The following is a 19,142-nucleotide window of genomic DNA, read 5'->3' as shown; positions in this document are numbered from 1 at the left end:
ATGCTAGAATGGAAGGAAAGGAGGTAATATTATGGATCGTTTTGAATCACCACGGAAACATTTCCGCTTGCCGTTGGCATTACTGGGGATTGTTTTCATCGTTTTAGGTATTTGGGCCTTTACCAAACCCGGTAACGCATTGTTTGGGATCGTTTGGGCCTTTGCCATTGGGAGTCTGCTGAAAGGGATCATGGACATTGTGGTGTGGTATGACATGGGGAAGGCTGGGGTCGCCCGACCACCCTACATCCTGCCTACCGGGATTCTGGATATCTTACTCGGCTTGCTGCTGTTTGCGAATGGGCAATTTGGCGTGTTGTTCACTGCCTATCTCTTTGCCTTCTGGTTCTTGCTGGATTCCATCATGTCCATCGCCGCCGCAGACTTTTCTTTGCACCGAGGCTTCAACATTGTGATGGGGATCATTGGCATCATTATCGGGTTTGCAATGCTCTTTAACCCGCTCTATTCCGTTGTTACCTTGGCTTATCTGGTGGCGTCTTACTTAATCATCTTCGGTGCTTTACTACTGGGACGGGCGTTTTAATGGATGCCCTCACCCAGATTGCCCAACTAGCGAAGCAGCAGGCGGCTCATGACCATTCTGGGCACGATTTTCAACATATTCGCCGCGTTGTGGCCAATGCCCAGCAGCTGCTGGCAGCCTACCCGCAAGTGGATGCCTTCACCGTGTTAGCCACTGCCTATTTACATGACTATTACGATGAAAAGCTGGTGGCTGATCCGGCGACGGTTAAAACAGCTCTCAGCGAGGAATTGCAACACACCGTCGGATTAAAGGCCGCGCAAATCCAGCCGATTTTCTTCATCATTGATCACATGTCGTTTGCTAAAAATATCGACACCCACCAATCTTTGGATTTAGCCGGACAAATCGTACAAGACGCCGACCGGCTGGATGCACTGGGGGCCGTTGGGATCTTTCGGGCCATCCGTTATGGTGCTGCCCACAACAATCCCGATTATGACCCCGCCATTTTGCCCCGCCAAGAATTAACGGCCGCCAATTATCGGCAGCCGTCTACAGTCGTGAATCATTTCTACGAAAAATTGTTCAAACTAGCAGCCACGATGAATACACCGGCTGCGCAACAAATTGCCCGCCAGCGGACGGCTTTCATGCATCCATTTCTGGCAGAATATTTCCATGAAATTGGTGCACAACCGCCAGTTACTGGGGAATCCCCAGCAACTGATACGGACTCATAAACCGCGTTTTCATAATGATTTCGGCCACTGCTTCTGGACTGTCTGGATTGTCCTGGCTGAGCCAAAATGTCACGATGTTGACGATATCACCGACCACGATCTCATGGGCATAATTGTCCGGGATGACCGTGGTCATTTTTGTATTCCCCTTCACTTGGTAAAGATCGGCATCAATAATTTCCCGCAGCATTTTCTTCATTTCATTCACCACTTGCGGATCACCGCCTGGGCTGATCAGTGCCTTGACCAGATCGAAGTCCGCGGCAATGTAATCCAGCATCTTACGCACTGCGTCGTAAGTCACCATCGTCTCTGGGCCATTGTTCGGCGCCACCATTGCGGCGGCCAACCGATTACTAATAATGTCGCGCAGTGCCGTGAGAAACTTCTGTTCATATTGATGAATCAAATCAAATTTATCTTGGTAATGCGCGTAAAACGTACTGCGGTTGATATGGGCATACTGGGTAATATCGCTGATCGTCAGCCGCTCGAAGCCCTTCGTGTGAATCAAATAGATAAACGCTTCTTTAATTCTTTGCTGGGTCTTGGACACCTTACCATGAGTTGCCATTTAAATCACCTCAATGCTCATTATGCCGGCCGCAATCATTAAAAGCAACACCGTGTTGATATTTATAGAGTATCAGCGTTTAAAACGACACTTTCCAACATTTTGATGGTTGTCAGGTGCTCCTCGTCATCCGTATACTCTTCATAAAGCAACACGTTGTTGGTTTTAAATCAAGGAGGACGCAAACATGGCCTATATCGAAGTCAAGCATAGTTATAAACGGTACCAAATGGGTGACACAACCATCGTCGCCAATAATGATATTAATTTTGAAGTCAATAAGGGCGAACTCGTCGTGATTTTAGGCGCATCCGGTGCCGGCAAGTCCACGATGTTGAATATCCTAGGTGGCATGGATAGCAATGACGAAGGAGACATTATCATTGATGGCCAAAACATTGCCAATTATAATGCCCGCCAGCTAACTACCTACCGTCGGGATGATGTCGGTTTTGTCTTTCAATTCTATAACTTAGTCGAGAATCTCACCGCCAAGGAAAACGTCGAACTGGCTTCTGAAATTGTCAGCGACGCCCAGGACGCGGAACAGACGTTAAAAGACGTGGGGCTGGCCGATCGAATCAATAACTTTCCCTCTCAACTATCCGGTGGGGAACAGCAGCGGGTGGCCATTGCTCGGGCAGTGGCCAAGAATCCAAAAATTCTGTTATGTGACGAACCCACTGGGGCTTTGGACTACAGCACCGGCAAGCAAGTGCTGCAAATTGTGCAGGACATGAGTCGCAAACGCGGGGCCACCGTCATTATCGTAACCCATAACGCCGCCATTGCCCCGATTGGCGACCGCGTCATTCACTTCCGCGATGCCAAGGTCGAAAAAATTGAAGAACACGCCCACCCCGAAGAGATAGCCAACATCGAATGGTAAGGAGACTGCAATCGTGAGGAAAAAAGCACTATGGAAAGATATTCGCAAATCATTTTCTGGATCATGGGGCCGCTTCTTCTCCATCATGGGTCTCATGCTGCTGGGTTCTTTTGCGCTGGTCGGTTTGTACGTCACCGGACCAGATATGCGCGATACCGGCACCAGTTATTTTAACCAGTACAACACTGCCGATGTCTCAGTGATTGCAGATTACGGATTGGACAAAAACGATGTCCAAACGATTAAACAAGCCAAAGGGGTACGTCAAGCTGAATTTGGTTACCTCAAAGATGTGGCCATCAAAGGATCCACGACCAGTATTCGGATTTACTCTGCCCCGCAAAAAGTCTCCCAATATCAACTGGTCAAAGGCCGTCTACCCAAGCACAGCAACGAAATCGCGCTGAATGCGGAACAAGAAAAGCACTATAAGATCGGCCAAACTTATCAGGTGACCGAAAAAGCCGATGCACTGGGGAACAAAGTCTTAAAAACCCACGCCTTCAAGATCGTTGGTTTCGTCCACTCTTCTGAGATGATTTCAGATGTGAACATGGGCCAATCCACTTCTGGTTCTGGCAGTTTGCAGGGATACGCCGTGGTACCCAAGAACGCCTTTGATTCTCAATTTTACATGTTAGCCCGATTAACCTACCAGGATACTCAGGGTGTTGATCCTTATTCCACCCAGTATACGAAACTGCTGGCGACTCACAAGAATCAGCTCAAGACCCTGTTAAAGAATCAACCGCAAAAACGGTTGGCGGCCATCAAGACACAAGCCCAGGCAAAAATTGATAGCGGCCAGAAAAAGATTGATGCCGCTAAGCAAAAACTAATCGATACCCAAAAGCAGCTAGCATCTGCGAAAACCCAGATTGCAGCCGCCAATACGGCGATTGCGACCAATCAGGCAAAACTAAACACTCAGGTGGCCACTGCCCAAAGCCAGATCAACGATGGTGAAAAGCAGTTGCAAAGCGCCCAAGCCTCTTTTACCAGCGCAGAAAGCCAATTGAACAGTGCCAAAACGCAGTTAGCCAATGGCCAAACCACGCTGACCGCTAAATGGACGCAGCTGCAAGCAGTCAAGAACCAACTGGCCAGTGCCCAAGCTCAGTTAGTGAGTTCCCACCAACAATTAACTAGCGCTGCCCAGGCACTTAATCAAGGCAAGATGCAAATTGCGGATGAGTATCAACAGATCAGTGTCAATCAAGCCAAGCTGAATCAGGCCCAGACCCAGATTGCCTCGTCCGCCAAAGAATTAGCCCAGCAAAAAGCGCTGTTAGACGTCAAAGAAGCAGAATACACTCAAAATCTGCAAACTTTCACGGCCAAGCAAAAGCAATGGGAATCCGCGAATGCTGCTTTGGCCGAGAAGCAAACCGCTTTAACCAAACAAAAAGACGCCCTAACTGACGGCAAATCCCAATACGAAACAGGCATCAGTCAATTACAAGCCCAGATCGCGGAATTACAAAAGCAGTTGGCCGACCCCCATCTCACTGACGCCCAGCGCGCCGAACTCAACGCGCAGCTAACTGGTGCGAACCAGAAGCTTAATCAAATACAAGCAGCCTACACGGCGTTTATGCAAGATAAATACACGCCGGGAATGGCCCAAATCAATCAGGGCGAAGCACAGATTGATGCCACCGCAAAGGAACTCGCGACCGCAAAGACACAGTTAACTGAAAGTGCCCAGCAATTGCAGGAAGCTCGCACCCAGCTGGATGCGAGCCAAACCAAATACGCTGCCGCCAATCAGGAACTGACAGCAGCCAAGGCAAAATTGCAGGAAAACACCGCTGCGTTGACGACGGCCAAAAACAAATTGGCAGCCAGCGAGCAAATGTTGGCTGGAAAAGAAAAAGAATACAACACCGGCTTCGCCCAATACAATCAAGGTGTACAGGATTACAACACGGGGATGGGCCAATACCGCAACGGTTTGCAAACATGGCTAGCAACAGCAGAAACATTGCAGCAAAAATCAGCGGCATACCAACAAAACGCCGCCAAAATTGCCCAAGCCCGGACGGAACTGCAAACCAAGCAGTCCGCTTTGACCACGGCCAAATCAACCTTAACCGCCCAACAGGCAAACGGTGAGCAGCAACTGGCAGCGGCTAAGAATACACTAGCCACTAAGGAAAGGGAATACCAAGACGGTTTGACCAAATTCAACCGCGAAAAACCAGCGGCCAAAAAGAAAATTGCCGCAGCGGAAAAAACTTTAACTGAAGCTAAGGAGACCCTCAAGCACCTGTCCGCACCAGTTTATGCCCGGGATTCACGACGAGAAGTCCCTTGGGGCGACGGGTACAAAATCTTCGGTACTATCTCCTGGATCGTGGATTCTCTAGCCGCCATCTTCCCCATCTTCCTGTACTTCGTGGCCGCCTTGGTGACCATTACCACCATGACGCGGTTCGTGGATGAAGAACGGATCAATTCTGGCACTCTGAAAGCACTGGGTTACGACAATGCTGATGTGATCAAGAAGTTTACCATTTACGGCGCCACGGCCAGCATCATTGGCACAATTTTGGGTGTTGCCTTGGGCCATACTCTGTTGCCCTACATCGTCTATAACGCCTATCGGATCGGCTTCACCCTGCCGCCGATTCAACTACACATCCACTGGGGTGTGACTATCATTGCGTTCATCTTGGCAATTCTCAGTACAGTCGTGCCCGCCTATTATGTGGCTCGCCGCGAATTGCGGGATAAGCCGGCGAATTTGTTGCTGCCCAAGCCGCCAGCGGCCGGTTCGAAGATTTTCTTAGAGCGCATCGGCTTCCTCTGGAAACGGATGAGTTTTACCCACAAGGTCACTGCCAGAAATATTTTCCGGTATAAGAAACGAATATTTATGACCATCTTTGGTGTCGCCGGTTCAGTTGCCCTGCTCTTCACAGGACTCGCTGTCCAGCACTCCATTTCTGGCATCAATCAACGGCAATTTGGCGACCTGGTCCACTACGATCTAATCGTCGCACATACCAACTATGTCCCTGCGAGTCAGCAAAATAAGATCAATCAGCTACTGGCGAAGAAGGACGTCAAAGAACATACCACCATTCACTATGAGCAATTAACGAAGGTAGCTGGTAAGGCCAACGATACCCAGCAAATCAAACTGATTGTCCCCAGTGATGCGGACACTTTCAACAACTATATCCGGTTGATTAATCGTCAATCGCAACAAAAACTTTCCCTGCAAAGCAATGGCGTCGTCATTTCTGAACGGCTGGCCGACCTCCTCGGTGCCAAAGTGGGGGATACGATCACGCTGCGGGACAGCAACAATACCCCGCGGCGGATGAAGGTCACCGGTATCACAGAGATGTACATGGGCCACTTTGCTTTTATGAGCAAAACAGCGTATACCCAAGCCTTCGCCAAGTCGTTCAGCACAAATGCTGATTTAGTCAATTTAAAGGATCGCAGTTTACGGAATACGCGGAAACAATCTGCCCAATTTATGAAGCTGACTGGCGTGGCCGGGGTCGTGCAAAATACCACTCTACGCTCGCAAATTTCGACCATTGTTAACTCGCTGGACAAGATCATGATGGTTTTGATCATTGTGGCGGGTTTGCTGGCAATCGTGATTCTCTACAACTTAACCAACATTAACGTGTCGGAACGGATGCGGGAATTATCCACGATCAAAGTGTTGGGCTTCTATGATAACGAAGTCACGATGTACATCTATCGGGAAACGATCATTCTGTCTCTGTTTGGGATCATCGTCGGTTACGGTCTGGGCGCTTTGCTTCACCGATACATTCTGTGGGCGGTGCCGCCGGATGAAGTGATGTTTAATCCAGCGCTGGGGGCCATGGGATTCATCCTGCCGCTCCTCGTGGTCGCTGTGATTACGTTGTTCCTGGGATTCTTCGTGAATCATCGGTTGAAGAATGTGGATATGTTGGAAGCTCTGAAGTCGGTGGATTAAGTTTGTCTTGAATTGCCGTACCAATACGATACAATTCACGGTGGCACTGCATTCTCTAGAGGTCGGAATTTCGTTCCGGCCTCTTTTTATGCTCAAATTCCGCCACGCTGACGATGCCGAGGCTTCAAACAATTCGAAAAAGTTGTAAGCATATTGCAAGACATTTTTTGCCCTCTGTGGCAAAATCCAGAACACGGACTGTTGAGTGCGCCACCATGGGGCGGTAAATCTTGCGCTCAGGTGCCGGTTTGGGAACACAGTATTGCGTTATGGAAGGGAGCATGTTCTGGGTTCACCCTGGATATTCTAGGGAGCGGGTCCGGGAGACTAAATGCAAAATCAAACGTTAAAGAAAACAGCCATCTGGCTAGCGGCGCTAGTCGCCTTTTTATTACTTGTGCTGATGATCTGGGCCACACTGCAGACTGCGCAATTCAAGACTTACAATCAATTGCAAACGGTTACCGGGGCCAGTCTGCTTAGCTTGGCAGGACTCGGCTTGGCAGGGGGACTGGCATATTTTTTGAAGAACAAGAATAGCTTGATCATATTTATTGTGATTATGCTGCTCACGGCCTTGAAATTGATTTTTATGATCCGTTATCCGGCCACCTTGACTTCAGATTTCTGGACCTATGACAATTTGGCCAAAAGCGTAGTGGGCGGCACGACTTGGCAGCAGATGCTGTCAGCCGGCACCCTGGGTAACAATATCCTTTGGCCCCACGTACTTAATATTGCCTGGTTTTTCAGTGTCTTTGACAGCTTCTTCATACCCAGTACGATCACTGGACAGGTCGTCAGCATCATCCTCAGCGGGATCAGTATCTTCATGCTGTATATGTTACTCGGAAAGTTTTTAGCCAAATCCGTCGCTATTTTTGCCGCGCTATTGTTTCATTTTATTCCAGCCTTTTGGCTATACTCAATTTTGAATGCCCCTGAATCTTTTTTCCTGGTCTTCCTGCTGGGTTCATTCATTTTCTATTATGACGCGCTGTACACTGTCAACAAGACGCATACCAGAAACTATTTCTATCTGGGATGTTCACTGCTTCTGTTATTTTTAGCGAACGCGATTCGCCCCATCGTCTTAGTGTGGATCGTCGTCGTTTTATTCTTTAGCGTGTTCAGCGTCGCCAGTGAGCGGATCAGTTTTCGCCGTCTCCTGACGACAACTGCAATCTTTGCACTTACTTTTAGTCTACTCACAGCCGTCTCCGTTCCCTTGTACCGGGTTATTTATGGAATTAACTTTGCCCCTGCTACGGTGGAACAGCATTACTTTTTCGCCACTGGTACCTCTGTCGCCACGAGCGGTGCTTACAACGCTAAGATTCGCAACGAAACAGATCGCATCCTGGGAAAGAAAGACATGGCATTAGATACTCGCTATCACCAAATCACCGACCGGATGACCGCAATTTCGACAGCCAATCTGACCGCCATCCAACGCACCGGGCCCATGAATTTCTTGTGGAAAAAGACGATCAACCTGATGAGCGAGGATTATGGCGCCAATTGGTTCTTATACAATACCGCAGGAAAAACGTCAGGGGCTTATTTCAACCAAATTTTACCCTTGGGAGTCGCAAGCAGTGTCGTGTATTTTGTGTTGTTACTGCTGCTGGCCGCTGCCAGTGTCTTGTGGCAGTTGGTTTTAATGTTGAAAAAGTCTGCTTTAACCCACATGGATATCAATTCACTGTTTTACGAAGTGCTGCTACTCGACGGCTTTTTCCTGAGTTCACTGATCTTTGAAGTCCAAGGTCGCTACCACATCGTATTGTATCTGCCGATCGTCATCTTAATCGCCTTAGGGGGCCAATTGATCATCCGGCAGTTCAGCCGGACGCGTTAGGAGGAGAGGATATCATGCTTTTAACATGGATTATTACCATCTCGCTAATTACTTACTTGATCTATCTCGTGAATTTTGCACTCTCAGCTAGTATTCATTTACCCACTATTCAGCCGGTGGACAAACTAGATCAGTTCACATTCTGCCTGGTGATTCCGGTATTGAACGAACAGCAGGTGATCGGTGAAACCATTCGCCAGTTGTTGACAGAAATGAAAAAAATGCCACCCCAAGTCAAGAGCCAACTGATCGCCGTGAATGATGATTCTGCGGATAGCAGTCGGGCCATTATTGAACAGTTACAGCGGCAGTATCCAAACCTTATTTTGCTTAATCGCGAACCAAAAGACGCTCACCGGGGTAAAGGAGCAGTGTTGAACGCGGCGGTCGCATCGATTCATCAACATACAGAGATCGATCCCGCCCACACCATCCTCGGTATTTTGGACGCCGACTCGATAATCCAGGCCGCCGATCTTACCAAGGTCTTCACCTATTTCACGACACATCCCGCAGTCGATATGCTACAAGGCAGCGTGAAAATCTACAATAATGACCATTGGCTCACACAGATGCAAGACTTTGAGTTTATGGGCATCAATAGCGCACTGCAACAAGTCCGCCAAACGTATGGGCAAGGAATTGCCTCCGGGAATGGTCAATTCATGCGGTTGCCGATGGCTCTGGCCAATCCGTGGGGACACGGGTTGCTAGAAGATCTTGAATTCACCTTGAAGGCCTGGACCAAAGGTTTCACTACTGCATTTAGCGATGATATTGTCGTATATCAAAGCGGCATCGAAAAAGTACGGCCGCTGATTCGTCAGCGCGTCCGTTGGTGTCAAGGCAGCATGCAATGCTGGCGTTATCTGCCAGCCATTTGGATCAGTTCACATACCAACTTTTTTCAAAAATTGGACACCACTTTATGGCTGGTATTACCCGTTTTATCCACGTTCATTCCCATTGCCAATGTCGTGGCACTGGTCCTCCAAGTCTATAACTTTTTGCACTCCCCGGCCGGTTGGATCAGTCCCGCTTTGATCATGATTCTGGCGCTTTCTTTGATCATTTGTTTGGCCGTGGGACTCGAGTACCACGAAAACATTGCCAAAATCAAACCAGCAACCTATCCTCAAGCCATTGGGCTGAGTATTCTTTACCAGGCCTACCTGGTGTTGCTAATTCCCGTTCCCTGTATTGCCCTGGGACGGCAATTACTGCATATGACCAAGTGGGAAAAGACAGAACATACCCAGAGTCCTGCGACAGAACAATCTGACACCGCAAAGTCCCCCACAGCACGCCACACCAGCGTTGAGAAATGACGAATACATCTGATTTTTAGTCCAGAAGCACACGTGGTGATGACGAAAAAAGGTCATCATTTGATCCCAATTTAGCCGCCACTTTTTACCAGATTCTCCCCTTTTGCCCGATATAGTAAAGACAATCAAGCAAACGAAGGGAAGAGTTTAATATGAGTGAGAAGAATGAACAACCAATCAAACGTCAGGGTCAATCCAAAATTGTTATCTTAGCCTTAACCACTGCCTTGTTAGGCGGCGGGGTTGGCGGCGGCGTGGTGTATGCCATTGATCAAAATCAACAAACTGCAACAGCCACCAATGCCACTACGACCAGTACTGCGACTACCACGAACCTTTCGACCACCAGTGAAACCAGCGGAACGGCCACGGCGGCGTATAAGAAAGTCGCTAACGCGGTCGTCTCGGTGATTGCTACCACCGAATCAACCGGCAGCAGTGATCAATACGGCGGCTACAGCAGTCGCTTTGGCGATGACAGCGACTCTCAAAGTCAGTCCTCGTCATCCGAAAGTGAAGGTAGCGGTGTGATCTTCAAGAAGAGCGATGGTAAGGCATATCTCGTGACGAATAACCACGTCGTCGATGGTGCCGACAAGCTGCAAGTCCTGCTGAACGACGGCACCAAACTGACCGCTACTCTGGTCGGTACCAGTGCCAGCAAGGATATTGCCGTATTGTCCATTGATGCCAGCAAAGTAAGCGCCGTCGCTACGTTTGCCAACTCCAGCACGATTGCGGCTGGCGAATCCGTTCTGGCCATCGGTTCTCCTCTGGGCTCTGAATACGCCAACACCGTCACAGAAGGAATTGTCTCCGCCCCCAGCCGGACAGTCACAGTTTCCGAGGATGACAATAGTCAAAGTACCACCACGATGAAGGCCATCCAGACTGATGCCGCAATCAACTCCGGTAATTCTGGCGGTCCGCTGATCAATCTATCCGGTCAAATCATCGGGATTACCTCAATGAAACTGTCTGGGCAAACCTCCAGCGGGACGACCGTCGATGGCATGGGCTTTGCCATTCCTAGTAATGTGGTCGTTGCCACCATCAACAGCATCATGAGCGGCAGCAGCTCTACCCAAGCATCTTAAACTGAACATGACAAACAAAGAGCGTTCAAAATGCTGAAAAAATGCATTTTGAACGCTCTTTTTTGGCTCCATTTAACCGCGAATAATACGGTCACGGAACTTTTCTTGAACCTTGCTGGCGAGATTCTGCATCAGCATCCGACCTTGACTACGGAATGCGGCTTGGAAGCCGCCTGCTGGTGCCGGGATCGTCGTAATCGTCTTACCGGTGGCGTCTTCAGTGATCGTCAACTGATCATCCGCAAAGTGCGTCGTGACATAAGAGCCTTCCAGCCCCTCCATCAAGATTTCTTGCACATAATCTGTGATCGCCTGCTGAATCACATCATCCACCGTGGCTTCAATGTGGCGAGTTTGCAACTCCGCCACCCGCTTTTCCGCTTGGGCCAAATCTTCTGGAATCGATACACTAGCCATTGCTTTCGCTTCTTTCAGTTAGAAGATCCCACCGTGTACGGCCGCCACATCCGCGACTGTGATAAAAGCGTCGGGATCAATTGTCAGGATTTGTTTCGTCAGTTTCTGATAATCTGCTTGTTCCACAACGATCATTAACATCTCCCGGCTTTCGGCAGAAAAGCCGCCGGTCACCGGTAAAACGGTCAAGCCGTGGGGCAATTGTTCGTTGACCACCCGTTTAATTTCCGGCAGGGCTTGGTTACTCATCACGAACACCGTCTTTTTACGGTCCAGTCCTGTTTCGATGTAATTCATAATGATGCTGGTAATCACGATGGAGAAAACAGCCAAGATAAATGCTTCCGTGCCGCTGACAAAAATGTTCCCCAGAGACACGATCAAATCCACGGTCAGTAATCCCACCGATGTTTTTAAATTGAAGTATTTCTTAAAAATCAGCGGCGGCACAGTGGTCCCACCGCTGGAAGCATCGATCCGATAAAGCAGTGCCACACCGACCGCAAAGATCGCACTCCCCACAATCACCGCCAACAACCGATCGTTAACGACTTTCATCTGTGGGATAATTCCTAGCATTAGAGGCAACGCAAAACTGCCCAGCAGAATCCGCCCCGTAGTGGCCTTATCCAAAAAGATCACCGCCGCCACCAGCATCAAAATGTTGATTGCTAATGTCGTCAACGCTACCGGCCAACCAAAGGCCACTTCCCCCAGGACCGCAATCCCGGTCGCCCCACCGGCTGCCACACCGTGGGGGGCATAAAACAGATTAATACTGACTGCAATCAAAGCCAACGCCAACGCAAAAATGGCGTACCGGCCAACAATATGACTTGTAATTTTTCGCATAGATTCCCTCTTTCTTGCTTGTCATTAGTTAACGCAGAGGGATAGAACTAGATCCACCGACACAACTAGTGCCAATGCGGAGCAATCGGAGGTGGCAGGGGGCTCAGTGGTGGAAACTGCAATAAACTTGGCCGGTTTTGCCAAGTTTATATGCAGTTAGGCGACTTTGAGACCGCGCACTTTGCGGGCTCAAAGCGCCGTCACCACTTGCTACGCCTGCGGCTTCGCACTTGCTGCGCTTCGCAGCCCCCTGCCACCGGAGATTGCGCAGCTTTGGCACGGCGACAGAGGCTCTTGCCCATCCCAATACTCATTCATTTCATTACCTAAATTTTAACATCAAACTCGCGTTTCAGGCTAGCCGGATGCCTGTACAATATGCTATCCTTAAGGTTCTATTGAAACGGTCATCAATCCCTTCTAGAAGCGGATCCCGCAAGCTCTGCGCGATGCACGCCGGATCACTTCCCGACTCATGCAGTCGGTCAGAAGTCCTTTGATTCCCGCAATCAAACGGCAAAACAACCCTCGCTAACGTGTTGTTTTACCCTGCATATCACTGGAAAGAGGTTAATTCATGAAAATCGTTGTACTCGCGGGCGGTCGCAGTACCGAACGCAATGTTTCTCTGTCTTCCGGCGCCAAAGTCGCCAATGCGCTGCGCTCCAAAGGCCACGAGGTCGCATTAGTCGATCTGTTTTTAGGCGTCGACTTGGCTCACGCTGGCGCTGTGGAATCATTATTCACCAAAGAACAGAGCATGCCGAAATACCAGATTTCCGACGAGATTTTGACTGATGAAGCCATCAATGCACTACGTACGGATGGTACCCGGGGACTTTTCGGAAAGAACGTGATGCCGGTGTTGGCACATGCCGACATCGTTTATATGGGATTGCACGGTGAAGATGGGGAAAACGGGAAGGTCCAAGCGGTTTTGGATCTATCCGAAATTAAATACACCGGCTCCAGTCCCTTGGCTTCCGGCGTCGCGATGGATAAAAAAGTGTCTAAAGAAGTGATGAAATATAATGGCATTCCCACCGCTGATTTCATCGCGGTCCGAGAAGATCAGCGCCACTCGTTCACGATTCCCTTTGGCTACCCCATCGTGGTAAAGCCCAGCAATGGTGGCAGCAGCGTCGGTACCCATATCGTCCACGCGGCTGACGAATTGACCGCCGCCTTGGATGATGCTTTCCGGTTTGACAATGAAGTTGTCATCGAAGAATTCATTAAGGCCCGGGAATTCTCCCTGGGTGTGGTCAACGGCCAGGCCATGCCAGCCATTGAGATCAAAGTCAAAGACGGGTGGTACGATTTCAAACATAAATTCCAACCCGGCCACACCGATTTCATCACCCCACCAGACATCCCGGACGATGTCCATCGGGAAATGCAGCAATTGGCGATCAAAACGATGAACGTCTTAGGCATGGAAAACTACGGCCGAATTGATTTCTTCTGGAATGACGACGGTTTGTATGTGATTGAGGCCAACTCGTTGCCCGGGATGACGCCATTGTCTCTGTTGCCTCAAGAAGCTGAAGCAGCCGGCATCCATTATGCTGACTTGTGCAACAGCATCGTGATGGGTAAGTGGGACATTTATCAGAATCGAAAACAAAAATAATCATTGACTGTGTTAAGAAAACGGACGTCCAACTGGGCGCCCGTTTTGTCGTTTACTGTGCTACTTTTTCAAGATATGGTTCCTTGCCGATTTGCATCGTCACCGGATCGGCCGCAATCCGCACCCATTCATCGGCAGCGGCACCCCGGGGATGACCCAGGACATCGCTATGCACAGTTTGCTCCGTCATCCGATGATACAGCTTGTAATACCCGGATGTTTTAGCCAACAACATGCTGCCGGTACCATCGGTCATCCCGTCACCTTTTTTCAAATAAGTGCCCTTTTGGCTTTCCTCACCCAGTAATTTGCGGGTGATCTGATACCGAATAGTGAGCTTGCCTGTTTTAAATTGATCAAAGATTGGTTGACTGGTCGCCACTAAATAACGCCTGGTGGCCATCAAGTGCACCGTTAATTGGTTCTCATCATAAGTGTTGCTGTTGACCTGATGTTTGGTACTATCCGCAACTGCTGTTTGGACTTGTTGCTGAATGACCTGATTCAGCGCCGGATTACGAGTTGCGCTGATCGGTAACTGCGATTCCATCTGTTCAATAAAAATCCCCAAACCAAGAAATAACAAAATCCCACCAACGACAGCTGTCCCTTTTTTCATTGTCTCCACCGCCCGTGTGGTTTATTCAGATCCCACTTCATTATATCTGAAACGTAAGCGGTTCCCTAGGCGGATGACTCGACTTAAAACAAACGCTGAAAAACGATTAAATCCACAACTTTCATTAACAATAAGACGCCCAGCGGAAGGAATATGTCGATTTTCTGCCAGGTCGACAAAGCCGCTTGTTCACGCCGCCACTTGATGATATTGAGTACTAAAAGGAACACATTGACGATCAGCAATATCCAATAGGCCCAATTTTGCGCACGCCAAGTCGTGGCCGGTGCAAACCAGTGGTACGCGGTAAAATATGCAACACCATAGAATAGGACAATTGAAGAATCAGAGGATATTGGCCAGATATGGTGAGCCTTCTGTTGTTGAGACATCGTATTGTCCTCCATACTTTCTTTCCACCCAGAATCGCCATTTTGAATCTGCCGTCAGCATATGTGAGGACGCGCATTTCGTCAACATATTTGCCCATCAAATTATGGTTTGCCCTTGCGCGTTCCCGTCCAAAGTCGCTACAATGAAAGTGCATTCAGATTTGTGGCCGCCAATCAATCCGGCCGCAAAATTATGAGGAGGAATTTTCTGTCATGACTTTTCGTCAACTCGGGTTATCTATTTATCCCGACCATAGCAAATTTGAAGAAGATGCCCGTTATTTAGATTTAGGGCACAAGTATGGCTTCACCCGGATCTTTATGTCCATGCTGGAAGCCGACGATCCTGAAGGGACCAAGGCCAAGTTCAAGAAGATTATTGCATATGGCAATAAGCTCGGCTATTCCACTGTATTGGATGTTTCTCCCCGGATTTTCGACAAATTTGGAATCAGTTATTCTGATTTGAAGTTCTTTGCCGATTTAGGAGCTGCGGGTGTCCGGTTGGACGAAGGCTTCAACGGCGCCACAGAAGCCATGATGTCTTACAACCCCTACGGCTTAATCATCGAGCTGAACATGAGTAACGATGTGGCTTATCTGGATAACGTGCTCAGCTATCAAGCCAACGAACCTTACATCTTTGGCTGCCACAACTTCTATCCGCAAGTGGGTACCGGTCTGCCCATGGACTTCTTTACTCGGACCACGACTCGGTTTAAGAAACACGGCATTCACACAGCAGCTTTCGTTTCCAGTGCCCATGGCAATATGGGTCCTTGGAACGTCAACGACGGTTTACCGACATTGGAAGAAGATCGTCATCTGCCCATCTCTGTCCAGGCCAAACAATTATTTGCGACAGGCTTGATCGATGATGTACTGATTGGTAACGCCTATGCCAGCGAAGATGAATTGAAAGCATTGAGCGAAACGAACCGTTACCAATTACAGTTCGATATCGATTTCGTCCCGGCCGCTTCTGCTGTCGAAAAGGAAATCGTCTTAAAGCCGCAACACTTCCGACGCGGGGACATTAACGCTCTGGTCATTCGTTCCACGATGCCGCGGGTCACGTATAAAGACGAACCCAACCCGGCCCACGACAACACTGAAGAATTCCAACGCGGCGATGTGTTGGTCGGCAACGATGACTTTGGTCATTACAAGAACGAATTACAGATCGTTTTGGAACCCCACAGCGATCCACGTAAGAACAAGGTCGGTCGTATCAATGAACATGAAATCCGTCTTTTAGATTACATTCGGCCTTGGAGTAAATTCAAGTTTGAAGATCGGTAATCACCGTATCCAGCAGCATCCAACAAATTGGGTGCTGCTTTTTTTCTCCCATGAGCATGCCGCCACTTTTTCCGGTGAGAACACCGTAGAATAGAGAATAAAAGGGGGTATTTTTGTGGAGAAAAAGAAACGGCGTTGGCCAAAAGTGGTGGGTTGGCTGGCCGGCGTTACAGGAATACTGGCTGTGAGCGGCACCTTGTGGTGGCAAAATCAGTTGAACGTATTGCGGCATCTCAAAGTACCCCAGGAGCGGGTCGCGACGGTGTTTATTCCGGGATACAACAGTAACTCGTGGACCTTTTCACCCATGATTCAACGCTTTGACCGCTACGGTATTGCCACGGACGCCATGACCATTCAAGTGGCCAGCAATGGCCGATTAACGGTGACGCAAAAAGCACGTCTGAATCAGCGCAATCCGCTGATCAATATTATCTTTGCGGATGCCCGCAACCCGGAGAAACAGATCGGTCAATTGGATACCATCATGACGCGGTTGTACCAAGATTATGGTATTCATCAGGTCAACCTTGTCGGGCATTCCATGGGCGGGTTTTTGGCCTTTCGGTATCTCACCCACCGGCAGGCCGGCAAACAGCCAGCAGTCAAACGATTCGTGAATATTGCCTCCGGAGGCGCCCGGGACGACAGTGACTTTGCCGACACCCCCCGCGACTTACAAGTGCTGGCCATTGGTGGCGATATATGGAATATGAACAGCGACTGGCAAGTATCACTGGCCTCCGTGCAGCATTTCGTCCGCCAAGTCAAACCCCTGGCTGCCAGTGCCAAACTGTCCGTGATTCACGGTTCGCCCTTTACTGCCTATCATAGTGCGCTGCATCAAAACCCGATTGTGGATCAGCAGATTGCCCGTTTCCTTTTTCGCTGATACAGTTTTTACCAAAAATTAGAACAGAAACGCTTACTTTCCTCTTGTAATCGTTTTCGGTTCGTGATAAATTGTAGACATTAAGATTGTAGACAACTTAATTCCGCAAATTGCACCACTGAATGCAATCACAAAAAGGAGTTTAACGAATATGAAAAACACAGTTACGAGCGCTGTTTCAAACAGCCAAACCGCCGCTCCGGTGAAGACAGTACCTGCTTCTGTGGCCATGCTGAAGGTGTTGGAAGCTTGGGGGATCCAACATATGTATGGCTATCCTGGGGGGTCCTTCAACTCCACCATGAATGCCTTGGATATCGAAAAAGAAAGAATGCAATACATCCAAATCCGGCATGAACAAGTCGGTGCGCTAGCCGCGGCGGCTGAGGCCAAGTTGACCGGTAAAGTGGCAGTGACATTTGGTTCTGCCGGTCCTGGGGCCACCAATCTGCTCACTGGCCTGTACGATGCCCGGGAAGATCATGCCCCGGTATTAGCCCTAATCGGTCAAGTGCCCTCAACCAACATGAACTACAATTATTTCCAAGAATTTGATGAAAATCCAATCTTTGCCGATGTGGCCAGTTATGCCCGGTTGGTGATGACGCCTGAAAGTCTGCCCTATGTGGTGGATAAAGCTATCCGCGAAGCTTACAAGAACAAGGGTGTCTCTGTGGTCGTCATTCCCAACGACTTTGGTTATGTGCCGATTCCCGACGACCTATACAGCTCTGTGTCCCCGACTGACCACAAGGAAAGACCATTACCGCAACCCAACGACTTGGAAGTAGACGCAGTCTTAGAAATGATCAAAGCCGCCAAACGTCCCATTATTCATGTGGGCCGGGGGATTCGCGATAACGGTAAAAAACTCGTTGAATTATCCCAGAAACTGCAGGTGCCCATCGCCATCACCGGCTTAGCCAAGGGTTTGATTCCCGACGACTACGAAGGCAACCTGGGTACGTTAAACCGGGCGGCATCCAAGGCGGCAGACGAAATCTTTGCTGTGTCTGATTTGGTGATTGCTATCGGTGCTGACTTCCCGTTTGCCAACTTGATTTATCGCACCCATCCCTTCAAGTTTGTCCAAGTGGATGTGGATGAATCGCAATTCGGCCGCCACCATTACTTGGACCTGGGCGTATGGTCCGATGCCGGCGCCTTCGTCGACATGATGCTGGCCCGCTCTGAAGCCGTGGCCCCGACTGCATTCTTCAAAGCGGCCGTGGCAGATCAAAAGAACTGGCGCGCTTACTTGGATCATATGACCAATCGGGAAACTGAACCGTTGGAATTTGAACAGGTGTACCGGGAAATCAATAAAATTGCGGAAGATGACGCCGTCTTCTCCATCGATGTCGGCGACAACATCATCAACAGCTTCCGTTACTTGAACCTAACACCAAAGAACAAGTGGGTCATTTCCGCCTTGTTTGCTTCCATGGGTTCCGGTGTCCCTGGTGCTTTGGCTGGTCAGTTGGCTTATCCAGATCGCCAAGTCTTCCACATTGCCGGCGATGGCGCGTTCTCCATGGTTATGCAGGACTTGATTACCGAACGCAAATATAAGTTGCCGATCATCAACATCATTACCTCCAATGGCAGCTTGAACTTCATCAAGTCTGAACAGGACGACATTCCCATGAACCACAGCGGGATTTTCATTGACGACCAGGACTTTGCGATGATCTCCCGGGGAATGGGCGTCGAAGCGGTGACAGTGCGCAAATCCAGCGAACTCCCCACCGCCTTCGCCAAGGCTTTAGAAGTCACCAAAGCCGGCCGCCCGTTCTTGATCGATGCTAAGATTACTGATAAACGCGGCATTCCCGTGGAAGAACTCACCTTGAAACACGAGAATGGCGAATGGATCGAAGGGATTAGCAGCTCCTACAACGCCAATAATACCTTGGACCACCTGACCGACGTTCATGAATTCTTCAAAGCCTATGACGGTGCTAACCTGAAGAGCCTGCCAGAAATCTTTGCAGAGTACAACGTGAAGCCCTAGATTTAATTTGTTTTAATCTCCTACGGTGAAATTTTGCTTCTTGATACGAGTAGTGCCAATGCGGAGCAATCGGAG

At 49.2% G+C, this 19,142-nt stretch carries 16 protein-coding genes; 11 read left to right on the top strand and 5 right to left on the bottom strand.

The window, feature by feature from the left end:
• The first annotated feature begins 31 nt into the window (after positions 1–31).
• The gene (locus FD09_RS02095; protein WP_057817776.1) at positions 32–547 is read left to right on the top strand and encodes a DUF308 domain-containing protein; all 516 of its coding nucleotides are present in this window, start codon (positions 32–34) and stop codon (positions 545–547) included.
• Complete coding sequence (locus tag FD09_RS02090) at positions 547–1,230, top strand: HD domain-containing protein (RefSeq protein ID WP_157053649.1); 684 nt, start codon at positions 547–549, stop codon at positions 1,228–1,230. Before FD09_RS02095 ends, FD09_RS02090 begins: the two co-directional genes overlap by 1 nt.
• On the opposite strand, the gene FD09_RS02085 is transcribed toward FD09_RS02090, so the two are convergent.
• Positions 1,193–1,804, bottom strand: coding sequence for a TetR/AcrR family transcriptional regulator (locus FD09_RS02085; RefSeq protein WP_057817774.1), 612 nt, complete (start codon positions 1,802–1,804; stop codon positions 1,193–1,195). The two genes, FD09_RS02090 and FD09_RS02085, sit on opposite strands and share 38 nt — an antisense overlap.
• A 187-nt stretch (positions 1,805–1,991) precedes the next feature.
• On the opposite strand from FD09_RS02085, the gene FD09_RS02080 reads away from it, so the two are divergent.
• The 5 genes from FD09_RS02080 (at position 1,992) to FD09_RS02060 (ending at position 10,946) form a co-directional block, all read left to right on the top strand.
• Positions 1,992–2,693, top strand: coding sequence for an ABC transporter ATP-binding protein (locus FD09_RS02080; protein ID WP_057817772.1), 702 nt, complete (start codon positions 1,992–1,994; stop codon positions 2,691–2,693).
• A 13-nt stretch (positions 2,694–2,706) separates the two neighbouring features.
• A complete protein-coding gene (locus FD09_RS02075; RefSeq protein WP_057817770.1) occupies positions 2,707–6,660 on the top strand; it encodes an FtsX-like permease family protein in 3,954 nt (1,317 codons plus the stop codon).
• Positions 6,661–6,991: 331 nt separating this feature from the next.
• Complete coding sequence (locus tag FD09_RS02070; RefSeq protein WP_057817768.1) at positions 6,992–8,521, top strand: glycosyltransferase family protein; 1,530 nt, start codon at positions 6,992–6,994, stop codon at positions 8,519–8,521.
• A gap of 14 nt (positions 8,522–8,535) precedes the next feature.
• Entirely contained in the window at positions 8,536–9,849 is a 1,314-nt protein-coding gene (locus tag FD09_RS02065) for a glycosyltransferase (protein WP_057817765.1), read from the top strand.
• A 152-nt stretch (positions 9,850–10,001) separates the two neighbouring features.
• The gene (locus FD09_RS02060; RefSeq protein WP_057817763.1) at positions 10,002–10,946 is read left to right on the top strand and encodes a S1C family serine protease; all 945 of its coding nucleotides are present in this window, start codon (positions 10,002–10,004) and stop codon (positions 10,944–10,946) included.
• A gap of 72 nt (positions 10,947–11,018) precedes the next feature.
• On the opposite strand, the gene FD09_RS02055 is transcribed toward FD09_RS02060, so the two are convergent.
• Together FD09_RS02055 and FD09_RS02050 are read right to left on the bottom strand one after the other, a co-directional pair.
• Positions 11,019–11,363 (bottom strand): hypothetical protein, encoded by a 345-nt coding sequence (locus FD09_RS02055; protein WP_057817761.1) that lies wholly within the window; start codon positions 11,361–11,363, stop codon positions 11,019–11,021.
• 18 nt (positions 11,364–11,381) lie between these two features.
• Positions 11,382–12,215, bottom strand: coding sequence for a YitT family protein (locus tag FD09_RS02050; RefSeq protein WP_057817759.1), 834 nt, complete (start codon positions 12,213–12,215; stop codon positions 11,382–11,384).
• Between the two features lie 577 nt (positions 12,216–12,792).
• Between FD09_RS02050 and FD09_RS02045 the strand changes: the two genes are divergently transcribed.
• Positions 12,793–13,848: a D-alanine--D-alanine ligase family protein gene (locus tag FD09_RS02045; RefSeq protein WP_057817757.1), complete on the top strand. Its 1,056-nt coding sequence runs from the start codon at positions 12,793–12,795 to the stop codon at positions 13,846–13,848.
• A 52-nt stretch (positions 13,849–13,900) separates the two neighbouring features.
• Here the strand turns inward: FD09_RS02045 and FD09_RS02040 are convergent, their stop codons facing one another.
• Together FD09_RS02040 and FD09_RS02035 are read right to left on the bottom strand one after the other, a co-directional pair.
• Positions 13,901–14,467 (bottom strand): hypothetical protein, encoded by a 567-nt coding sequence (locus FD09_RS02040; RefSeq protein ID WP_057817755.1) that lies wholly within the window; start codon positions 14,465–14,467, stop codon positions 13,901–13,903.
• A gap of 83 nt (positions 14,468–14,550) precedes the next feature.
• A complete protein-coding gene (locus tag FD09_RS02035) occupies positions 14,551–14,859 on the bottom strand; it encodes a hypothetical protein (RefSeq protein WP_057817753.1) in 309 nt (102 codons plus the stop codon).
• Positions 14,860–15,072: 213 nt separating this feature from the next.
• Between FD09_RS02035 and FD09_RS02030 the strand changes: the two genes are divergently transcribed.
• From FD09_RS02030 to spxB, 3 genes are all read left to right on the top strand, one after another.
• Positions 15,073–16,161, top strand: a complete 1,089-nt coding sequence (locus FD09_RS02030; RefSeq protein ID WP_057817751.1) for a DUF871 domain-containing protein — start codon at positions 15,073–15,075, stop codon at positions 16,159–16,161.
• A gap of 115 nt (positions 16,162–16,276) precedes the next feature.
• Entirely contained in the window at positions 16,277–17,053 is a 777-nt protein-coding gene (locus FD09_RS02025) for an alpha/beta fold hydrolase (protein WP_057817749.1), read from the top strand.
• Positions 17,054–17,204: 151 nt separating this feature from the next.
• Positions 17,205–19,067 (top strand): pyruvate oxidase, encoded by a 1,863-nt coding sequence (gene spxB, locus FD09_RS02020; RefSeq protein WP_057817748.1) that lies wholly within the window; start codon positions 17,205–17,207, stop codon positions 19,065–19,067.
• Positions 19,068–19,142 lie beyond the last annotated feature (75 nt).

Origin of the sequence: Schleiferilactobacillus perolens DSM 12744 (assembly GCF_001435585.1) — a bacterium.
In the GTDB taxonomy this organism is placed as follows: domain Bacteria; phylum Bacillota; class Bacilli; order Lactobacillales; family Lactobacillaceae; genus Schleiferilactobacillus; species Schleiferilactobacillus perolens.
Note: the sequence above shows the minus strand (reverse complement) of the source record. Positions and strands in the feature narration are given on the sequence as shown.